19 protein-coding genes and 1 pseudogene are annotated in these 19,122 nt (G+C 72.0%); 12 read left to right on the top strand and 8 right to left on the bottom strand.

The genetic code is table 11. The features are described 5' to 3' along the window. Positions 1-3: 3 nt before the first annotated feature. The 7 genes from ABZ154_RS02625 (at position 4) to ABZ154_RS02595 (ending at position 6,942) form a co-directional block, all read left to right on the top strand. Positions 4-957: a WYL domain-containing protein gene (locus ABZ154_RS02625; protein WP_356828343.1), complete on the top strand. Its 954-nt coding sequence runs from the start codon at positions 4-6 to the stop codon at positions 955-957. A gap of 175 nt (positions 958-1,132) precedes the next feature. Next, positions 1,133-1,360, top strand: a complete 228-nt coding sequence (locus tag ABZ154_RS02620; RefSeq protein ID WP_078616028.1) for a hypothetical protein — start codon at positions 1,133-1,135, stop codon at positions 1,358-1,360. A gap of 42 nt (positions 1,361-1,402) precedes the next feature. Further along, positions 1,403-1,600: a hypothetical protein gene (locus ABZ154_RS02615; RefSeq protein WP_030570241.1), complete on the top strand. Its 198-nt coding sequence runs from the start codon at positions 1,403-1,405 to the stop codon at positions 1,598-1,600. 217 nt (positions 1,601-1,817) lie between these two features. After that, entirely contained in the window at positions 1,818-2,114 is a 297-nt protein-coding gene (gene tatA, locus ABZ154_RS02610) for a Sec-independent protein translocase subunit TatA (protein WP_356828341.1), read from the top strand. 49 nt (positions 2,115-2,163) lie between these two features. Beyond that, positions 2,164-3,129, top strand: coding sequence for a twin-arginine translocase subunit TatC (gene tatC / locus ABZ154_RS02605; RefSeq protein ID WP_356828339.1), 966 nt, complete (start codon positions 2,164-2,166; stop codon positions 3,127-3,129). An 18-nt stretch (positions 3,130-3,147) separates the two neighbouring features. After that, entirely contained in the window at positions 3,148-4,038 is an 891-nt protein-coding gene (locus ABZ154_RS02600; protein WP_356828337.1) for a diacylglycerol kinase, read from the top strand. Between the two features lie 63 nt (positions 4,039-4,101). Further along, positions 4,102-6,942, top strand: a complete 2,841-nt coding sequence (locus ABZ154_RS02595; protein WP_356828335.1) for a DEAD/DEAH box helicase — start codon at positions 4,102-4,104, stop codon at positions 6,940-6,942. A gap of 240 nt (positions 6,943-7,182) precedes the next feature. On the opposite strand, the gene ABZ154_RS02590 is transcribed toward ABZ154_RS02595, so the two are convergent. The 3 genes and pseudogenes from ABZ154_RS02590 to ABZ154_RS02580 all read right to left on the bottom strand — a co-directional run bounded on the left by ABZ154_RS02590 (position 7,183) and on the right by ABZ154_RS02580 (position 8,578). Continuing rightward, complete coding sequence (locus tag ABZ154_RS02590; protein ID WP_356828333.1) at positions 7,183-7,632, bottom strand: SPW repeat protein; 450 nt, start codon at positions 7,630-7,632, stop codon at positions 7,183-7,185. 136 nt (positions 7,633-7,768) lie between these two features. Then, positions 7,769-7,862 (bottom strand): annotated as a pseudogene (locus ABZ154_RS02585) (ADP-ribosylglycohydrolase family protein); the annotation flags it as partial. Between the two features lie 68 nt (positions 7,863-7,930). Further along, positions 7,931-8,578, bottom strand: coding sequence for a fasciclin domain-containing protein (locus ABZ154_RS02580; RefSeq protein ID WP_356828331.1), 648 nt, complete (start codon positions 8,576-8,578; stop codon positions 7,931-7,933). A gap of 708 nt (positions 8,579-9,286) precedes the next feature. On the opposite strand from ABZ154_RS02580, the gene ABZ154_RS02575 reads away from it, so the two are divergent. Genes ABZ154_RS02575 through ABZ154_RS02555 form a run of 5 tightly spaced genes read left to right on the top strand, consistent with a single transcriptional unit; the run spans position 9,287 to position 14,823 of the window. Further along, the gene (locus ABZ154_RS02575) at positions 9,287-10,561 is read left to right on the top strand and encodes an FAD-dependent oxidoreductase (protein ID WP_356828329.1); all 1,275 of its coding nucleotides are present in this window, start codon (positions 9,287-9,289) and stop codon (positions 10,559-10,561) included. Further along, positions 10,555-11,292: a DUF1365 domain-containing protein gene (locus tag ABZ154_RS02570; protein ID WP_356828327.1), complete on the top strand. Its 738-nt coding sequence runs from the start codon at positions 10,555-10,557 to the stop codon at positions 11,290-11,292. The genes ABZ154_RS02575 and ABZ154_RS02570 overlap by 7 nt, the downstream gene beginning before the upstream one ends. Then, positions 11,289-12,677 carry a cyclopropane-fatty-acyl-phospholipid synthase family protein gene (locus tag ABZ154_RS02565; RefSeq protein WP_356828325.1) on the top strand — a complete coding sequence of 463 codons (1,389 nt, stop codon included), beginning with the start codon at positions 11,289-11,291 and terminating at the stop codon, positions 12,675-12,677. The genes ABZ154_RS02570 and ABZ154_RS02565 overlap by 4 nt, the downstream gene beginning before the upstream one ends. After that, a complete protein-coding gene (locus tag ABZ154_RS02560) occupies positions 12,674-14,023 on the top strand; it encodes a cyclopropane-fatty-acyl-phospholipid synthase family protein (protein WP_356828323.1) in 1,350 nt (449 codons plus the stop codon). The genes ABZ154_RS02565 and ABZ154_RS02560 overlap by 4 nt, the downstream gene beginning before the upstream one ends. Next, positions 14,020-14,823 (top strand): DUF1295 domain-containing protein, encoded by an 804-nt coding sequence (locus tag ABZ154_RS02555; RefSeq protein WP_356828321.1) that lies wholly within the window; start codon positions 14,020-14,022, stop codon positions 14,821-14,823. Before ABZ154_RS02560 ends, ABZ154_RS02555 begins: the two co-directional genes overlap by 4 nt. A gap of 40 nt (positions 14,824-14,863) precedes the next feature. On the opposite strand, the gene ABZ154_RS02550 is transcribed toward ABZ154_RS02555, so the two are convergent. From ABZ154_RS02550 to ABZ154_RS02530, 5 genes are all read right to left on the bottom strand, one after another. Beyond that, positions 14,864-16,219 (bottom strand): deoxyribodipyrimidine photo-lyase, encoded by a 1,356-nt coding sequence (locus ABZ154_RS02550; RefSeq protein WP_356828319.1) that lies wholly within the window; start codon positions 16,217-16,219, stop codon positions 14,864-14,866. A gap of 38 nt (positions 16,220-16,257) precedes the next feature. Then, positions 16,258-17,010 (bottom strand): anti-sigma factor, encoded by a 753-nt coding sequence (locus tag ABZ154_RS02545; protein ID WP_356828317.1) that lies wholly within the window; start codon positions 17,008-17,010, stop codon positions 16,258-16,260. Beyond that, positions 17,007-17,615: a sigma-70 family RNA polymerase sigma factor gene (locus ABZ154_RS02540; protein WP_356828315.1), complete on the bottom strand. Its 609-nt coding sequence runs from the start codon at positions 17,613-17,615 to the stop codon at positions 17,007-17,009. Before ABZ154_RS02540 ends, ABZ154_RS02545 begins: the two co-directional genes overlap by 4 nt. Before the next feature lie 105 nt (positions 17,616-17,720). Then, positions 17,721-18,164: an ABA4-like family protein gene (locus ABZ154_RS02535; protein ID WP_356828313.1), complete on the bottom strand. Its 444-nt coding sequence runs from the start codon at positions 18,162-18,164 to the stop codon at positions 17,721-17,723. Next, positions 18,161-19,090, bottom strand: a complete 930-nt coding sequence (locus ABZ154_RS02530; RefSeq protein ID WP_356828311.1) for a hypothetical protein — start codon at positions 19,088-19,090, stop codon at positions 18,161-18,163. Before ABZ154_RS02530 ends, ABZ154_RS02535 begins: the two co-directional genes overlap by 4 nt. Positions 19,091-19,122: the final 32 nt, after the last annotated feature.

Below are 19,122 nucleotides of genomic sequence, written 5' to 3'. Positions count from 1 at the left end.
GCGATGGCTACGAACGCGATCGACCAGACCCGCCGGATGCTCTCCCTGGTGACGTACCTCCGCGAGCGCCCCGGCGCCCACGTCCAGGACGTGGCCCGGGCCTTCGGGATCACCGAGGACGAGCTGATCTCGGACCTCGACGTGCTCCCCATGTGCGGGACCAGCTTCCGCGGCGGCGACCTCCTCGACATCGACACCGACGGCGACCGGATCTGGTGGCACAACCCGGACGACGTCGCCGAGCCGCTCCGGCTCGCCGCCGACGAGGCCACCGCCCTGCTCGTCGCCGCCCGCGCCGTCGCGACACTGCCCGGTCTGCGCGAGAGCGACCGGCAGGCCCTGGTCCGCGCCACCGCCAAGCTGGAGACGGCGGCCGGGGAGTCCGGGGCGGCGAGCTCCCGGCTCTCGGTGACCTTCGAGGCGGAGGGCGGCGTCTTCGCCGACGTCGACCGGGCCATCTCCGAGCGCCGCCGTCTCTGGCTGCGCTACTACTCGCCCGCCCGCGACGAGCTCACCGAGCGCGAGGTCGACCCGATCCGGCTCTTCGCCGTCGGGCACACCTACATGGAGGGCTGGTGCCGGCTCTCCGAGGCCCGCCGGACCTTCCGCCTGGACCGGGTCGCCGAGATCCGCCTCCTCGACGCCCCCGCCGCCCCGCCGGAGCTGGAGCTGCGGGACCTCTCCGAAGGGCTGGTCCAGCCGGCGGCCGAGGACCCCGAGGTCGTCATCGAGGTCGGCACCGGTGGCCGCTGGGTCGCCGAATACTATCCGCACGACTCCGCCGAGGAGCTGCCCGACGGCGGACTGCGGATCACCCTGCGCACCCCCGACCCGGCCTCCCTGCGCCGCCTCGCCCTGCGCCTCGGCGGCGAGGGCCGCATCGTCGCCCCGCCGGAGCTCGCCGACAGCGCCCGGACGGCGGCCCGCGAGGCGCTCGCCGCCTACGACGCGGTCTGAGCCGGCCCGGAGCGGAGACGAGATGAACCCGACGTACCTCCTGCCGGTCGCCCCGACCGGGCCGACGGCCGTCCGTACCGGGCAGCCCCTCGGCACCGGGCCTGCCACTGTCCGTACCGGGCAGCCCAGCGCCACCGGCGCGACGGCCGTCCGCACCGGGCCGGCCCCGGTTCCCGTGCCCGCCGCCGTGCGGTTCCGGGCGGCCTGCCCCGACTGCCGAGGGCGCTTCGAGCTCGCGGCGGGTGCGCTGCGGCTGGCGATCGGTGCCACCAGCCGCACCACCTTCTACACCTTCACCTGCCCGGAGTGCGCCGCCCCGGTCCGCAAGCCCGCCGGGGAGCGCATCATCGAACTGCTCACCGGCGGCGGCGTACGGACTCTGCGCCTGCACGCCACTCCGTAACACCCGCGCCCTGTAGGAACCTGTAGGAAGAGGCACCGCCGCATGTTCTGGCCCATGCTCGCCATCGCCCTGGGATTCCTGGGCGTCGCCGTCCTCGGCGTACTGGCCATCAAGGTCTTCGTCGAGGCACAGCGCCTCGGCCGTCAGGTGACCACCACCACCGAGCGGATCAACCAGGCGTCGGAAGACCTCGAACGGGCGGCGACGCGCCTCGCGGCCACCGGCGACAGCCTGCGATAGGAGGCCCGCGGCCTGATGTCCGACGGCGTCGAGGGGTACGCTGCATAGGTCGGCCCAGGCAGGGAGGTGCGGGCCGCAAGCCGCAGGACGCACGGGCATTGTCTCGCGTTTACCCCCGCGGGTTACGATCGCTGCCAAGCGCAACGATCGGACGTATGCCCGGTCGAACGGGTAGCGAGCCCACCCTCCAGCCGCCTCAGTGAGAAGGAAGTCGCACATGATCGGCAACCTGAAGCCCCTCGAGATCGTTCTGATCATCGCCGTCATCCTGCTGCTCTTCGGTGCCAAGAAGCTTCCCGACATGGCGCGTTCGCTCGGCAAGTCGGCCCGCATCCTCAAGAGCGAGGCCAAGGCGATGAAGAAGGACGACGCGGCGACCGCCACGCCCACGACGGAGACCGTCGCGGACCCGGCTCCTGCGCAGCCCACCACCGCGCGCACCATCCAGGCCGCTCCGGGTGACGTCACCAGCTCCCGCCCGGTCAACGAGCCCAAGCCCACCACCCAGGCCTGAGCGCTGACGCACTTCGCCGACAGCCGCCGCACGAGACGAGGGAAGTGGGTTGCTCAAGTCTGCCCGCAAGCAGGAGAAGGACGAAGAGGGGCGAATGCCTCTCCTCGATCACCTGCGTGAGCTGCGTAACCGGCTGCTGAAGGCCGTGCTGGCGATCCTGATCGCCGTCATCGGGGCCGCCTTCTTCCACAAGGAGATCTTCGAGTTCCTGATGAAGCCGATCCTCGACTCGGTCGGCTGCAGGAACGGCGTACAGACGATGGTCAACGGCCGCCCTTGCGCGGAGATGACCACCAACGGTCTGCTGTCACCGTTCACCATCGCGCTCAAGGTCTCCCTCATGGCGGGCGTCCTCCTCGCCACGCCCGTCTGGCTGTACCAGCTCTGGGCCTTCGTCGCTCCCGGCCTCCACCAGAAGGAGAAGCGGTACTCCCTGGGTTTTGTGGCCGCAGGGGTTCCGCTCTTCACCGCGGGCGCCTACCTCGCGTACACGATCCTGCCGCAGACGGCCGAGATCATGCTCGGCTTCACGCCGGACAACGTCACGAACCTTCTGCCGCTCGACGACTTCCTCGACCTGATCACCCGCATGGTGATCATCTTCGGTCTCGCCTTCGAGCTGCCGCTGCTCCTCATCGCCCTCAACATGACCGGGATTCTCACGGGCGTCCGGATGCTGCGCTGGTGGCGCGGGATGATCGTCGGTCTCACCGCCTTCGCGGCCATCGCGACTCCCGGCGGCGAGCCCATCTCCATGCTGCTCCTCGCCGGTCCGCTCGCGGTGCTCTACTTCATCGCCGTCGGCTTCTCCCTGCTGAACGACAAGCGGCGCAAGCGCAAGAACCCCGACGCCGAGCTCAGCGACGACGAGGCGTCCGAGCTCGATCTGACGCCCGAGGCGGTCGGAGGGATCGAGCCCGTGGCGGCCTCGCGCACAGCCCTGCCGGAGCAGGCGTCCGGTGAGGCGGACGCCTCCCGTTCGCACCGGCTCAACGGTTACGACGACATCACCTGACCTTGTAGGGTCCGGCGGGTGACCAGCGAGATCACCCTCTTCGTCAATCCCACCGCAGGACGCGGCCGGGGCGCGCACGCCGCGCAGCCGGCCGCTTCCGCGTTGCGGGACGCCGGATTCTCCGTCCGTACGGTCCTCGGCGAGGACGCCGACGACGCTCTGCGCCGGGCCCGTGACGCCGTGGCGGCGGGGACCGGGGCGCTGATAGCCGTGGGCGGGGACGGGCTGATGTCACTCGCCCTCCAGGCCGTCGCGGGGACGGGCACGCCGCTGGGCGTCGTCGCCGTCGGCACCGGCAACGACTTCGCCCGCGCGCTGGGCCTGCCGATCCGCGACCCGGTCGCCGCCGGAGCGCTGGCCGCGCGGGCGCTCAAGGCGGGGAACCACCGTGACATCGACCTCGGACGGGTGGGGGAGCGCTGGTTCGGCTCCGTCCTCGCCTCCGGCTTCGACTCCCGGGTCAACGACCGGGGCAACCGGATGCGCTTCGTCGGCGGCCGGTTCAAGTACGACCTCGCCATCCTCGCGGAGCTGGCCGCCTTCGCCCCGATCCCGTACCGGATCCGCCTCGACGGGGGAGAGGTCCGCGAGATCGAGGCCACGCTCATCGCGGTGGGCAACGGCACCACGTACGGCGGCGGCATGCGGATCTGCGCCGAGGCCGAGATGGACGACGGCCTCCTCGACGTGACCGTGGTGGGGGAGTGCTCCCGCGCCACCCTTCTCAAGGTGTTCCCGAGGGTCTACAGGGGCACGCATCTCAGCCACCCCGCCGTCACCGTGCACCGGGTCTCCTCGATCGAGCTGGCGGCGGCCGGTGTCACGGCGTACGCGGACGGCGAACCGCTGGGGGCCCTGCCGCTCACGGCGACCTGCGTACCGGGTGCCGTAGGAGTGCTGGCAGGGTGAAAGGCCCAGGGGATTCAAAGATCGGGCTGAGTGTCAGAGGTGACGGGTAGGCTCGTACGCAAGATGACAGAGGACCTCTCACCAGCTGAGCGATACCAGGCATCCCGCGCCCGTGCGGCCGAGATGGCGACGGCCCTCGGGCCCTTCCGGGAGATGTACGAGTTCGGACTGGACCCGTTCCAGATCGAGGCCTGCCAGGCCCTTGAGGCGGGCAAGGGGGTGCTGGTCGCGGCCCCGACGGGGTCGGGCAAGACGATCGTCGGCGAGTTCGCCGTGCACCTGGCCCTGGAGCAGGGCCGCAAGTGCTTCTACACCACGCCGATCAAGGCGCTCTCCAACCAGAAGTTCGCCGACCTGGTCAAGCGGTACGGCGCGGACAAGGTCGGCCTGCTGACCGGCGACAACAGCGTCAACTCCGAGGCGCCGGTGGTCGTGATGACCACCGAGGTCCTGCGGAACATGCTGTACGCGGGCTCGCAGTCGCTGTCCGGCCTCGGCTACGTGGTCATGGACGAGGTGCACTACCTCTCCGACCGCTTCCGTGGCGCGGTGTGGGAAGAAGTGATCATCCACCTGCCGGAGTCGGTGACTCTGGTGTCGCTGTCGGCGACCGTGTCCAACGCCGAGGAGTTCGGCGACTGGCTGGACACCGTGCGCGGCTCCACCGAGGTGATCGTCTCCGAGCACCGGCCGGTGCCGCTCTGGCAGCACGTCATGGCCGGACGCAGGATGTACGACCTCTTCGAGGAGGCGACCGACCACGGGGGCCGCGGCGCCGGACGCCGTGAGGTCAACCCGGACCTGGTCCGGCTCGCCCGGCAGGAGAACCAGAACGTCTACAACCCCCGGGACCGCCGCCGGGGCAAGATGGTGCGCGAGGCCGACCGCGAGCGCGAGCGGCGACAGCGCAGCCGGATCTGGACACCCGGCCGGCCCGAGGTCATCGACCGGCTGGACAACGAGGGGCTGCTGCCCGCGATCACCTTCATCTTCAGCCGGGCCGGCTGCGAGGCCGCCGTCCAGCAGTGCCTGCACGCCGGACTCCGGCTCAACGACGAGGACAAGCGCCGGCTGGTGCGCGAGATCGTCGAGGAGCGGACGGCCTCCATCCCCGGCGAGGACCTTCATGTCCTCGGGTACTACGAGTGGCTCGAAGGCCTTGAGCGGGGCATCGCCGCCCACCACGCGGGCATGCTGCCGACCTTCAAGGAGGTCGTCGAGGAGCTGTTCGTACGGGGTCTGGTGAAGGCGGTCTTCGCCACCGAGACCCTTGCACTCGGCATCAACATGCCCGCGCGCTCCGTGGTGCTGGAGAAGCTCGTCAAGTGGAACGGTGAGCAGCACGCCGACATCACCCCCGGCGAGTACACCCAGCTCACCGGCCGGGCCGGCCGCCGCGGCATCGACGTCGAGGGCCACGCGGTGGTCCTGTGGCAGCGCGGCATGGACCCGACGGCGCTGGCCGGCCTCGCGGGAACGCGTACGTATCCGCTGCGTTCCAGCTTCCGCCCCTCGTACAACATGGCCGTCAACCTGGTGCAGCAGTTCGGGCGGCACCGCTCGCGAGAGCTGCTGGAAACCTCGTTCGCCCAGTTCCAGGCGGACAAGTCCGTCGTCGGGATCTCACGGCAGGTGCAGCGCAACGAGGAGGGCCTGGAGGGCTACAAGGAGGGCATGACCTGCCACCTCGGTGACTTCGAGGAGTACGCGCGGCTGCGCCGCGACCTCAAGGACCGGGAGACGGAGCTCGCCAAGCAGGGCGCGGCGCAGCGGCGGGCGGCGGCGGCCTCCTCGCTGGAGAAGCTGAAGCCGGGCGATGTCATCCACGTGCCGACGGGGAAGTTCGCGGGGCTTGCGCTGGTGCTGGATCCCGGTCTGCCCGCCGGGCGGGCCAACGGGCACCGCGGGTTCGACCACCACGACGGGCCGCGTCCGCTGGTGCTGACCGCCGAGCGGCAGGTCAAGCGGCTGGCCTCGATGGACTTCCCGGTGCCGGTGGAGGCGCTGGACCGGATGCGCGTCCCGAAGTCGTTCAACCCGCGCTCGCCGCAGTCCCGGCGGGATCTGGCCTCCGCGCTGCGGACCAAGGCCGGGCACATCGTGCCCGACCGGCACCGCAAGGGGCGGGCGCCCGCCGCCGACGACCGCGAGATCCTCCGGCTGCGGACCGAGCTGCGCGCCCACCCGTGCCACGGGTGCGACGAGCGCGAGGACCATGCGCGCTGGGCCGAGCGCTACCACCGGCTTCAGCGGGACACGCGGCAGCTGGAGCACCGCATCGAGGGGCGGACGAACACGATCGCCCGGACCTTCGACCGGATCGTCGCGCTCCTGACCGAGCTGGACTACCTCCGGGGCAACGAGGTCACGGAGAACGGGCGACGGCTGGCGCGGTTGTACGGGGAGCTGGACCTGCTCGCCAGTGAGTGTCTGCGGGAGGGGGTCTGGGAAGGGCTCAACCCCGCTGAGCTGGCCGCATGTGTCTCGGCGTTGGTCTACGAGGCGCGGCAGGCCGATGACGCGGTGGCGCCGAAGCTGCCGTCCGGGCCGGCCAGGGTCGCCATGGGCGAGATGGTGCGGATCTGGGGGCGGCTGGACGCGCTGGAGGAGGACTTCAAGATCAACCAGACGGAGGGGGTCGGGCAGCGTGAGCCCGATCTCGGCTTCGCCTGGGCGGTCTACATGTGGGCCTCCGGACGCACGCTGGACGAGGTGCTGCGCGAGGCGGAGATGCCGGCGGGGGACTTCGTACGGTGGTGCAAACAGGTGATCGACGTCCTGGGGCAGGTGGCTGCGGCGGCTCCTCGGGAGGGGAGTGCGGGGGCGAGTTCCGTGTCCCGGAACGCGCGGAAGGCGGTTGACGGGGTGCTGCGGGGGGTTGTGGCTTACAGCTCTGTCGGCTGACGCGGTGGGTGGGGCGGCTGGGGGTGTGGGCTCCTGGGGTGTGCTTGTCCCCTACCCGCCCCTTACCGGGGGGTGTGCTCGTCCCCTACCCGCCCCTCACCGGAACCGGGGCTTCGCCCCGAGCCCCGCTCCTCAGGCGCCAAAGGTGCTGGTGTGGGCGTGCCTCCGCCCCTGACCCCGCTTCTCCAGTGCCGGAGAGGCCGGGGTGGGGCGGGGCTGTTGTCCTGACGGCAGGTGCTTTCAGGTGCGGCGGTTTCTCGTTGCGGCTCCGGCGCAGACCAGGCCCAGCAGCACCGTCAGTCCGCCGATGATGATGTTGTTGACCACGACTCCGGCGTCCGGGCTGCTCCCGACGACCCAGGCCGACACGATGACCCACGCGCCGATCGCGCACATCGCCCAGCTCAGGCCGTACATCCGCTCCGGCATCACGGTGAAGCCGAGGGCCAGGACGGCGATCGCTATACCCATCACCAGGTTGTGCGTCACCAGGCCGGGCTGGCTGGCCGTGAAGTGGAGCACCCAGGGGGAGACGGCGCAGTAGAGGCCGACGAGGAACACCGGCGCGTCCACAAGGGCCACATCGCGGCCACCCATCATCCTCTCGTACCGTGCGCTCATTTCGGAGGCGTCGGGGTGTCCCGCCATGTCACCCCTGACGCCACTCCTGGCGTTCGAGACGTTGCTCATGAGAATTCGTCTCCTTCGGTCCTGCGGGCCCCGACGTCGTGCGGAGTGTGCGCCGGGCACCCGTTTACCTAGTTTGCTCTTATATGTCCCTTATGTGTACCCCTGAGGCCTCGCTGTTCAGACGTTCCGCGAGGGGGTCCGGGCCGCCCCGCTCCAGCAGCGATGCGCCGACCAGCGCCGCCATCCGCGTGTCGTCCGTCGCCTCGCCGGGTCCCAGCCCCGCCTCCGCAAGGGGACGGCGAAGGGCGGTGGGCCGCGATCCCCTGCGGCCCACCGCCCTTTCGTCACGCCCTCACGGTCACTTCGGGGGCATCAGGACCGAGTCGACGATGTACACGGTCGCGTTGGCGGTCGGGACGTTGCCGCAGACGACCTTCGAGACGTCGTTCACGGTGTACTCCGTGCCCGAGCCGGCCGTCGTCAGCTCGCTCTTCTCCAGCGTGTCGAAGGAGCCCTTCTCCAGCTGCTTCGGCGTCAGCTTCTCTCCCACCACGTGGTAGGTGAGGACCTTGGTGAGCTCGGCCTTGTCCGCCAGCAGCGCGTCCAGGTCGGCCTTCGGAATCTTGGCGAACGCGTCGTTGGTCGGGGCGAACACCGTGATGTTCTCAGCGCTGTTGAGCGTGTCGACCAGGCCGGCCTGCTTCACGGCGGCCACCAGCGTCGACAGTTCCGGATTGTTCGAAGCGGCCGTCGCGACCGGGTCCTTCGCCATGCCGTCGAACGAGCCCGCGCCGTCCTGCGGCACCGACGCACACCCGGGACCGAACGGCTTGTCCGCGGCAATGGAGTCACCGGCCGAGGCGCTCGTCGACGCTGCCGCGCTGGGGGTCGAGCCCGCTGCCGAGTCCTTGGAGGAGTCGCCCGAGGAGCAGGCGGTCAGAGCCAGCGGTAGCACGGCCGCGGTGGCCACGGCGACGGCGATGCGACGGAAGTGGAGGGTGTTCATGGTGGTTCTCCTGGATCGAAGGTGCTGAGCGGGGGAGGGAGAGGAACAGTGCTCAAGGGCCGGAGGAGGGGAAGAGGAGACGGCAACGGGGGTGCTGGGTGGCTTCCGGCCTTCCGCGGTCCGGTCCACGGTCCGTTCCGTGGGCCGTTCCGTGGTCCGTCTCCCAGCCGCGGGAGACGGACCCGGTGCCGGAGCCGGTCGTCCGACCAGGAGCCGCCTCGCTCCTGCGGCCGGCCCGGCGCCCCCGACCGGCGGCGGCGCACCGCACGAACGGCTCCCCGGCCGCCCGGGCAGTGTGGCCGCCGCCGACCGCACCGCAGACCGGATCCGCCGACGGGGTGGGTCGCCGGCCCGCCCCGCCCGTCGCGGTGACCGGCGCCGGCCGGTGCACGTGGGGCGCGGAGGGCGAGGGGGCGGCGCACCGGGCACCGGGCCCGGTGGTCCGGCCGCCGGGCGCGGCGAACGCGGCGCGCGCCGGGCGGGACCGCCGGGACCCGAGGGCCCCGTCCGTCCGCGGAGTGTTCCGATCTGCTCTCACGTAAGGGATTCGGCGCGGGTCGGCCAGCGGATTGGTCCGGCGGGGGCATTCACTCGATCGAATTAGTTCCGATCATCGACCAATCCTTCCGGCCACCTGCGACGAATGCAGTCCTGAGGAGCGTCTCCGTACTGCTCCGAACAGCGCAGGAGGACCGGAGGGAGCCGGGGATGGCAGGGGAGCGGCGGCGGACAGCCGTGGTGGGGAGCGGAGTGGCGGGACTGACCGCCGCCCATGTCCTGCGCGAGGCGCACGACGTCACGCTGTACGAGGCGGACGACCGCGTCGGCGGCCACGCCCACACGCATGAGCTGGCGGCGTCCGACGGCCGGGTGCACCGCGTCGACTCGGGCTTCATCGTGCACAACCGGCGGACCTACCCCCACCTGCTGCGACTCTTCGGCGAACTGGGCGTCGCCACCCAGGAGTCGGAGATGTCGATGTCCGTACGGTGCGAAGGGTGCGGACTGGAGTACGCGGGCGCCCGCGGGCCCGCCGGACTCTTCGCCCAGCCCCGCTCGGTCTTCCGCGGCCCCTACCTGCGGATGCTCGCCGAGGTGACCCGCTTCCACCGTGCCGCCCGCGCGCTGCTTGAGCTGCCGGGGAGCCCGGCCACCGACGTGACGCTCGGGGAGTTCGCCCGGCGCGGCCGCTTCTCCCCGTACTTCCACGCCCACTTCCTCACCCCCATGGTCTCCGCCGTCTGGTCCTGCGACCCGGTCACCGCCCTGCGCTACCCGGCCCGCCACCTCTTCGCGTTCCTGGCCCATCACGGGATGCTCACCATCGGCGGCTCCCCGGTCTGGCGGACCGTCACCGGCGGTTCACGCGCCTACGTGCAGCGTGTGGTCAAGCAGCTCACCGCCGTCCACACCGCGACCCCGGTCCGGACCCTCACCCGCCACGCGGACGGCGTCGACCTCACCACCGAGGACGGCACGACCACCCCGTACGACGCCGTCGTCATCGCCACCCACCCCGACCAGGCGCTCCGGCTGCTGGCCGACCCGACCGACGCCGAACGCGCCACGCTCGGCGCCTTCAGCTACTCCCGCAATCCGACGCTCCTGCACACCGACACCACGCTGCTGCCCCGCAGCCGGGGCGCCAGGGCCTCCTGGAACTACCTGATGCCCTCCTGCGCCGCCGCCGCCGACCGGGTCACCGTCAGCTACGACATGAACCGGCTCCAGCGGCTCGACGCGCCCGAGACCTTCGTCGTCACGCTGAACGGCTCCGACCGCGTCGACCCTGATTCGGTACGGGCCCGCATGGTCTACGAACACCCCGTCTACACCCCGGAATCCGTCGCGGCCCAGGCCCGGCTGCCCGCTCTCTCCGGGCCCGTCACCGCCTACGCGGGGGCGTACCACGGCTGGGGCTTCCACGAGGACGGCTGCCGTTCGGGGGCCGAGGCCGCCGCGTCGCTGGGGGTGGCATGGTGAGCGGCTCCGGAGGCGCCCTGTACCCGTGCACCATCACGCACGTACGGACCCGGCCCGGCAGGTACGCGCTGCGGCACCGGACCTACCTGTGGCTCATCGACCCGGACGCCCCGCCCCGGCTGCCGCGCGCCCTGCGGCCGCTGGCCCGGTTCGAGGCGCGGGACCACTTCGGCGGGACCGCGCCCACCATCAGGGCCGGGCTGAGCCGGTTCCTGGAAGCCCGTGGAGTGGACCTCGCCGACGGCACCGTCACCATGCTCACCCAGGCCCGGGTCCTCGGCCATGTCTTCAACCCGCTCACCGTCTACTGGTGCCGCCGCGCCGACGGCTCCCCGCTCTGCGTCGTGGCCGAGGTGCACAACACGTACGGCGAGCGGCACGGCTACCTGCTGCACCCGGACGCCCGGCACCGGGCCACGACCGGCAAGGAGTTCTACGTCTCGCCGTTCTTCCCCGTCGACGGCGGGTACCGGATGCGGCTGCCCGAGCCGGGCGAGCGGCTGGACCTGAGCGTCCATCTGGAGCGTGAGGGGGCCCGCCCGTTCACCGCGACCGTACGGGGCACCCGCCGCCGGGCCACCTCCCGGGCGCTGGCCCGTCTCGCCCTGCGCCACCCCTTCTCCACCGTCGCCGTCTCCCTCGCCATCCGGCTGCACGGCATCCGGCTCCACCTGCGCGGCCTCCCCGTGCAGCCCCGTCCTCAGCACCGCCCACAGGAAGGCATGCAGTGACCGCGCCCACCCACCAGCTGCCGGCAGACCGGACCCCCGACGCGGCAGCACCCGTCCCCGCGCAGAGGGGCCACGACCACGGGCCGGCCGCCCGGGCGGACCGGCGGCCCTCCGCCACCGGCCCCGAGCGCTGGCCCGACATCGTCACCCGGCCCCGCGCCTCCCGTGCCAGGACCGCCGTCGCGGAACGCATCGTCCGCCGCGCGCTCGCGGAGCTCCCTCTGCGCGCCCGGCTCGCGGGTGTGGAGGACATCGGTCTCGGCGGGCCGCTCATGGACATCCGTGACCCCGACGCCTTCTTCGGGCGGATCGGCGCGAGCGGGCTCATCGGCTTCGGCGAGTCCTACATGGCCGGTGAGTGGGACGCCCCCGACCTGGTCGCCGTCCTCACCGTCCTCGCCGACAACGCCGCCGAGCTCGTCCCCGCCCCCCTCCAACGGCTGCGCTCCCTCTGGGCGTTGCGCAAGCCGGCGGCGCAGCTCAACACCCCCGAGGGTTCGCGGGAGAACATCAGCCACCACTACGACCTCTCCAACGACCTCTTCGCGCTCTTCCTGGACGAGACGCTCTCCTACTCCTCCGCCGTCTTCCGCGGCTTCCCCGCCGAGCAGTCCCTGCTGCCCGCCGCCCAGCACCGCAAGATCGACCGGCTGCTGGACGCCGCCGGGGTCCGCGAGGGGACCCGGCTCCTGGAGATCGGCACCGGCTGGGGCGAACTCGCCATCCGGGCCGCCGCCCGTGGCGCCCGCGTCACCACCGTCACCCTCTCCGCCCAGCAGCGCGCACTGGCCCGTACGCGCATCCGCGAGGCCGGCTCCGCAGACCGGGTCGAGGTCCGGCTCTGCGACTACCGGCAGGTCACCGGCGAGTACGACGCCATCGTCAGCGTCGAGATGATCGAGGCGGTCGGCGAGGAGTTCTGGCCCGTCTACTTCCAGACCCTGGACCGGCTGCTCGCCCCCGGCGGCCGGGTCGCCGTCCAGGCCATCACCATGCCGGACGACCGGCTGCGCGCCAGCCGGTCCACGTACACCTGGATCCACAAGTACATCTTCCCGGGCGGACTGCTGCCCTCCATCGAGGCGATCGAACGGGTCACCACCGAGCACACCCGCCTGCGGACCGCCCGGCGCACCGGCTACGGCGCGCACTACGCCGAGACGCTCCGCCTCTGGCGCGAACGGTTCACCGAACGCTCCGCCCAGGTCGACGCCCTCGGCTTCGACGCCGTGTTCCGCCGTATGTGGACCTTCTACCTGGCCTACTCGGAGGCCGGCTTCCGCTCCGGCTACCTCGACGTGCAGCAGCTGCTGCTGACACGTGACCCCGCCGACCGGACCGGCGGCGTACCGGCCGGCGGCCCGGCCCACCAGGAGACCCCGTGACCAGCACCGCCACCAGGCCCCCTGCCAAGCCCCCCGTCCGCCGCACCCCCACCGGCGCCGCCCAGCGGCTGGAACCCCTGGCCGAGAGGCTGCTCGGCGGCGGACTGCCGGTCCGGGTACGAATGTGGGACGGCAGCGAGGCCGGGCCCGAGGACGCCCCCACGGTCCACGTGCGCTCCCGCCGCGCCCTGCGCCGCCTGCTCTGGGAGCCGGGTGAACTCGGCCTGGCGGAGGCGTACATCACCGGGGAGATCGACCTCGACGAAGACCTCGGCGACGGGCTGCGCGCCATGCGCCGTGCGATGGACGAACGCGGCCTCACCCCGCCCGCGCCCTCCCTCACCGAACGCCTCAGAGCCGCGGGCACCGCCCTGCGCCTCGGCGCCGTAGGACCCCGCCCGCCGGTCCCGGCAGCCCGGGCCGGGCTGCGCGGGGCGCTGCACAGCAAGGCCCGGGACCGGGCGGCGATCAGCCACCACTACGACCTGTCCAACGCCTTCTACGCGCTGCTCCTCGACGAGACCATGGCGTACTCCTGCGGCTACTGGACCAGCGACGCTCCCGGCTACGGCCCCGCCGACGCCCAGCGCGACAAGCTGGAGCTGATCTGCCGCAAGCTCGGACTGCGGCCCGGCGCACGCCTGTTGGACATCGGCTGCGGCTGGGGCTCCCTGACCCTCCACGCGGCCCAGCACCACGGCGTCCGGGTCACCGCCGTCACGCTCGCCGCCGAACAGGCCGCCTACGTACGGGGGCAGGTGACGGCACGTGGTCTGGAGGAGCTCGTCGAGGTCCTCGGCATCGACTACCGCGACATCGCCGAGCGGCCGCAGACCCGGGGGACGTACGACGCCGTCTCCACCATCGAGATGGGCGAGCACGTCGGGGACGCCGAGTACCCCGCCTTCACCCGGATCCTGCACGACTCCCTGCGCCCGCAGGGCCGGGTGCTCGTCCAGCAGATGTCGCGGGGCGCCGACGCCCCGGGCGGCGGCGCGTTCATCGAGTCGTACATCGCCCCGGACATGCACATGCGGCCGGTCGGGGAGACCGTCGGGCTGCTGGAGGGAGCGGGTCTCGAAGTGCGGGATGTGGAGGCCCTGCGCGAGCACTACGTCCTGACCGTGGACGCCTGGCGGCGGACGCTGGAGGAGCGCTGGGGGGAGTTCACGGCGCTGGTGGGGGAGGAGACCGCGCGCGTCTGGCGGCTCTATCTCGTCGGCGGCGCCCTCGCGTTCGAGGAGCGGCGCATGGGCGTCGACCAGATCCTGTGCGTACGACCCGACCGCAACGGTACGGCGGGGATGGAGTCCACCCGGGCCGGCTGGTACGGAGCGGACCGGTGAGCGGCTTCGCCTGGGCCGCGTTCGCGAGCGGGCTCGCGGGCGCGGCCGGCGCCGCCCTCGCCGTCATGCTGGTCACCTTCGCCGTCGCCCTGAGGAAGGGCGTCCACCGCGTCGTCGACGTCGCCTGGGGCCTCGGTTTCGCCGCTGTCGCCCTCGTCTCGTACGTCCTCTCGGCCGGGGAGGGCGACGACGCGCGGCGGCTCCTGGTGACCGTACTGACCGTGGCCTGGGGGCTGCGGCTCGCCGTCCACATCGGGCGGCGCGGGCGCGGCCACGGGGAGGACCCGCGCTACGAGAAGATGCTGGCCAAGGCCTCCGGCAACCCTAGGCTCCACGCCCTGCGCAAGGTCTACCTCCTCCAGGGCGCGCTGGTCTGGCTGGTCTCCCTGCCGGTGCAGGCCGCGCAGTACCTGACCGGGCCTCTGGTGTGGTGGGCCTGGGCGGGTGCGGTGCTGTGGGCGGTCGGGCTCGCCTTCGAGGCGATCGGGGACCACCAGCTCGCCCGGTTCAAGGCCGACCCCGCCAACAAGGGGAAGATCATGGACCGGGGACTGTGGTCGTGGACCCGGCACCCGAACTACTTCGGTGACTTCCTCGTCTGGTGGGGGCTGTTCCTCTTCGTCTGCCAGGTGCCCGCTGCCGCCGCCGCGACGGTCGTGGCCCCGCTGATGATGACGTTCCTGCTGACCAAGGGGAGCGGGGCGGCCCTGCTGGAGCGCCATATGGCCGAACGTGCCGGGTACGCCGACTACCAGGCCCGGACGAGCGGGTTCTTCCCCCGGCCCCCTCGGCGCGGGTGACAGGTGTGGAGGGCCTGTACGCGCTCACGCGTACAGGCCCTCAGTCCAGCCCGCGCGCCTTCTCGAACCGTGCCCGCGCCTCGCCCAGGTCCACCACCGGCTCCGGATAGTCCAGCCGCTCCTTCACCTTCCACGGCTCGTGGACCGCGGACCCCTTCACCTCCGCCAGCTCCGGAACCCACCGTCGTACGTAATCGCCGCGCGGGTCGTAGCGCTTGGCCTGGGTCACCGGGTTGAGCACCCGGTTGGGCCGGGTGTCCGTCCCCGTTCCCGCGACCCACTGCCAGTTGAGCTGGTTGTTCGCGATGTCGCCGTCGACCAGCAACTCCAGGAAGTGCCGGGCGCCCACCCGCCAGTCCACGTACAGCGTCTTGGTGAGGAAACTCGCGGCGAGCAGCCGCCCCCGGTTGTGCATCCAGCCCTCGTGCGCCAGCTGCCGCATCGCCGCGTCCACCACGGGGTAGCCGGTCCGGCCGGTCTTCCAGGCGGTGATCTCGTCCTCGTCGGATCGCCAGCGGTCCCGGCGCGGCCGGTAGTCGGTCCAGGAGGCGTCGTGGCGGGCCGCCAGCACCTGGTGGTGGAAGTCGCGCCAGGCCAGCTGCCGGACGAACGCCTCGCCGCCCGGTCCGCCCTTCTCCTTGGCCCGGGTGGCCAGTTCGGCGGCGGAGACCGTACCGAAGTGGAGGTGCGGGGAGAGCCGGGAGGTGGCGTCCCCGGCGAGGTCGTCGTGGCCGTCGGCGTAGTCGCCCATGTCGCCGTCGAGCCAGGACGTCACCAGCTTGCGGCCCGCGCCCTCGCCCCCGTCGGCCAGGCCGGGCGAGACCTCCTCGACGTCGTTCCGCGCGGGGAGCGGATCGGAGGAGAGCTGACCGTCCGGGAGCCGGACCGTGCGGGGTGGGGTCAGTGTGCCCCTCACCCCCGTCGCCTCCCAACGGCGGAAGTACGGGGTGAACACCGCGAAGTGGTCCTTGCCCGCCGGGACCACCCGGCCCGGAGCGAGCGCGGTGACCACCGCGTCATGGATGCGCAGCTCGCACCCGCTGTCCGCAAGGGCGGTACGCAACTGCTCCTCACGCCGTGCCGCGTACCCGCTCACCCCGGCGGCCACGTGCACCGCCCCCGGCCCGGTCTCCTCCACCAGCCGCCGCACCGCCTTCGCCACAGTGCCCGTACGGACGATGAGCCGGCCCCCTCGTTTCCGTAGTCCGGCGTCCAGGTCCGCCAGGCAGTCGGCGAGGAACGCGAGCCGGTTGGGGGCGTCGAACCCGGCCCGGTGGACGGCGTCGTCCCGGACGAAGAGCGGGACGACCCGGTCCGCGTCCCGCAGGGCGGAACGCAGCACCGGGTTGTCGTGCAGACGCAGATCGGAGGTGAACAGCACCACCGCGACGTTCATGGAACGCAAGCTCCTTGCGGATGAGGGCAGAGGGGAGGTCAGGCGGTCGGAAAGTCCATCAGGGCCACCGGGTCGGAGGTCGGTTCGGCCGATCCGCCCGCCGGTTCGACCGTGATGCCCATCCCCGACGCCCGGTCCACGGGCCCGTCCAGCAGCACCGCGTCATCGCTCGCCGAGGGGTTCATCAGCCCGGCCGAACGCATGGTGCCCTCGTCGTTGAACCAGAGCTGGTACACCTTGCCGCTCGGCGGCCGCTCCATCCCCGACGCCAGGAACACCGCCCGGTTCTCCTGCTCCGAGACGACGACCGTGCCGCGAGCGCCGCCGGTCAGCTCACCCGAGCTGGTCTTCGCGTCCGGCGCGGAGAGCACCTGGGCCAGCCGCTCGTTGTGCCGCTGGGCCTGGTTCGCCTCCTGGCGGGCGTCCTGCGCCACCTGGTTCTGCCACACCGCCACTCCGCCGAAGGCGGCCGCCGCCGCGATGCAGGCGGCCAGCGCGTAGGTGGACAAGCGGCCGGCGCGGCCACCGCCGCCCGTACGCCCCGGTCTGCCGTGCGACGGCACCTCCTGGCGTACGGTCGTGATCTCCCGCAGGACCCTCGCGCGCAGCTCGCGCGGGGGACTCTCGGCGACGGCGAGACCGAGCCGGGCGGCCGTGGCAGAGAGCTCCCGCACCTCCTGGGTGCAGGCCTCGCAGTCGTCCAGATGCCGCTCGAACTCGCGGCGCTCGTCCTCCGGCAGCGCATGCAGGGCATAGGCCCCGGTCAGCGTGTGCAGTTCGGCCGTGCTCATGCGCTCACCCCCAGGCAGTCGCGCAGCCGGATGAGGCCGTCGCGGAGTCGTGTCTTGATGGTGCCCAGCGGCACGGTGAGGAGTTCCGCCACCTCACGGTAGGTCAGGCCCTGGTAATAGGCCAGGGTGACGGACTGCCGCTGGAGTTCGGACAGGGTCCGCAGACATCGGCGTACCTGCTCTCTCTCGAGCCGCGTCTCCACCTGTTCGGAGACCTCGTCGAAGGCGGGTGTGCGGTCCAGGAGCGCCGCCCTGTGCTCCCGCGCCGCCGACGCCTCAACCGAGCGGACCCGGTCGACGGCCCGGTGGTGGGCGAGGGTCAGCACCCAGTTCATGGCGCTGCCCCGGGAGGCCTGGAAGCGGGGGGCAGTGCGCCATACCTCGACCAGGACCTCCTGGGCGACTTCCTCCGACTGGGCCGGGTCGCGCAGGACACCGCGTACGAGGCCGAGCACGGGCCCGGAGACCGCGTCGTACACCCTGGCGAACGCGTCCTGGTCCCCCCGCGCGACCAGCACCATGAGTTCCTGCAGGTCAGGCTCTGGCGAGGGCACCCCGCTGATCTGTACGGCTTGGTTCACGCGGGTTTCCTCCCGGGACGTCATCGGTTCCAAGAACTGATTCGGAGCCGACTGCCGTCCGGATTGGTCCGATGCCCGCGATCTTCCCAGAACCGGTCCTCGCCCGGCCGTACGACGCAGCGGCGCGTTTCAGCCGCGCTGCTCCTGCGGCCGGTCTGCGCCCCGCCAGGTGGCGCGCAGGGCCAGGAAGACCAGCAGCCCGAACGGCGAGAGCAGGATCGTCAGCACGAGCAAGGGGCCCGTCAGCCACGGGGAGAGCCCCAGCTTCCGGCTCTGCAGGAACATCCACTGGCCGACCAGCAGATCCCAGGCGATCACCTGCGCCCACAGGGCTCCGGCGCCCTCGGCCAGCGCCACCAGCTCCCTGAAGGTGTCGATGTCCGGGCTGCTCACCGCCGTCCAGAGTTCCGGGAAGACCTGCACGGCCAGGACGGTGTAGACGGCGAGGAGCGGCAGGACCGTCAGCGGTGAGGAAACGATCCGGGAGGTGACGGACCAGGTCGGAGCGAAGATCATCAGCAGCCAGAACGGAGCGGCCAGATAGAACGTGATCTGGAAGAGGGTGCCGGTCATGCCGTGAACTCCTTGCTTTCGGAAGCCGGTTCGGCCTGTACGTGTACGGAAACGGGGTCGGGCGCGGTACGCAGCGCCGCCCACAGGCCGGCAGCCACCGCCGCCAGGAGCACACCCGTGGCTGTGAGCGTGGCCGCGTCCGGGGCGATCAGGGGCTGACCCCGCAGCGCCTGCCAGGTGGTCAGCGCGACGAGGCCGGCGTACCCGGCCGTCACCACCCGCACCAGGCGCAGGCGCAGCTCGGCGTCGCGCAAGCGGGTGATCCGGGGCGCGAGCAGCACCAGGGCGACCAGGAACAGCGGGATCAGCTGGAGCGCGTGCATGCCCACGAAGTGAGGCATCCTCAGGTCACCGCCGGTCGTGGACCAGCCGGTCAGCGGCATGGTGGGTCCGCCGTCCGGCACTCCGACGGAGTGGGCGCCGATCACATCGGCGGTGTCCAGGTTCCCGGCGGCCCGCTGTTCCGCGCTCGGCTGCGTCATACGAAAGCCGAGACCCGCGCCCACCAGGGCGATCAGCACGCCGCCCCGGATCGCCCAGGCCGCCGCCCGGTCCGCGATCCGGGCGCGCAGCAGCAGAACCGCGATCATCAGGGTGGCCGCCCACAGCACGATGATCGTGGCCCCCATCGCGCTGAACAGGGCGGTGTCGAGCGGGGTCGCGGAGTTGAAGTGGCTGCGCTTCCCGCGGACCACCTGCAGGGTGATGATCGCCATCTCGACGAGGCTCGTGAGGACGACCACGTTCCCCGCCCACCAGCCCGCCCGGCGTCCTCGGGTGAGATGCGCCAGCATCCAGGCCAGGGTCAGGCCGTAGGCGGCGAAGGAAACGGCGAACTTGAAGGGCTTCGCCCAGATCGGGGCGCCGACCAGCAACCGGTCGTCGGCCATGAGGCCCACGGCGGAGACGAGTGCCCAGAGGGCCATCGCGGCGGAGAAGACGACTAACGGGCGATGCC

The organism is Streptomyces sp. NPDC006261 (genome assembly GCF_040613515.1).
In the GTDB taxonomy this organism is placed as follows: domain Bacteria; phylum Actinomycetota; class Actinomycetes; order Streptomycetales; family Streptomycetaceae; genus Streptomyces.
The sequence above is the reverse complement of the archived record's forward strand: the minus strand, read 5'-3'. Positions and strand labels throughout refer to the sequence as shown.

Excerpts from the sequence above, each read along its gene's own strand:
- ABZ154_RS02575 (WP_356828329.1), top strand. The coding sequence starts at position 9,287 with ATGGCAGGGGAGCGGCGGCGGACAGCCGTGGTGGGGAGCGGAGTGGCG.
- ABZ154_RS02590 (WP_356828333.1), bottom strand. The coding sequence starts at position 7,632 with ATGAGCAACGTCTCGAACGCCAGGAGTGGCGTCAGGGGTGACATGGCG.
- ABZ154_RS02530 (WP_356828311.1), bottom strand. The coding sequence starts at position 19,090 with ATGGCCCTCTGGGCACTCGTCTCCGCCGTGGGCCTCATGGCCGACGAC.
- ABZ154_RS02545 (WP_356828317.1), bottom strand. The coding sequence starts at position 17,010 with ATGAGCACGGCCGAACTGCACACGCTGACCGGGGCCTATGCCCTGCAT.
- ABZ154_RS02535 (WP_356828313.1), bottom strand. The coding sequence starts at position 18,164 with ATGACCGGCACCCTCTTCCAGATCACGTTCTATCTGGCCGCTCCGTTC.
- ABZ154_RS02625 (WP_356828343.1), top strand. The coding sequence starts at position 4 with ATGGCTACGAACGCGATCGACCAGACCCGCCGGATGCTCTCCCTGGTG.
- ABZ154_RS02615 (WP_030570241.1), top strand. The coding sequence starts at position 1,403 with ATGTTCTGGCCCATGCTCGCCATCGCCCTGGGATTCCTGGGCGTCGCC.
- ABZ154_RS02580 (WP_356828331.1), bottom strand. The coding sequence starts at position 8,578 with ATGAACACCCTCCACTTCCGTCGCATCGCCGTCGCCGTGGCCACCGCG.
- ABZ154_RS02595 (WP_356828335.1), top strand. The coding sequence starts at position 4,102 with ATGACAGAGGACCTCTCACCAGCTGAGCGATACCAGGCATCCCGCGCC.
- ABZ154_RS02540 (WP_356828315.1), bottom strand. The coding sequence starts at position 17,615 with ATGACGTCCCGGGAGGAAACCCGCGTGAACCAAGCCGTACAGATCAGC.
- ABZ154_RS02570 (WP_356828327.1), top strand. The coding sequence starts at position 10,555 with ATGGTGAGCGGCTCCGGAGGCGCCCTGTACCCGTGCACCATCACGCAC.
- tatA (WP_356828341.1), top strand. The coding sequence starts at position 1,818 with ATGATCGGCAACCTGAAGCCCCTCGAGATCGTTCTGATCATCGCCGTC.
- ABZ154_RS02550 (WP_356828319.1), bottom strand. The coding sequence starts at position 16,219 with ATGAACGTCGCGGTGGTGCTGTTCACCTCCGATCTGCGTCTGCACGAC.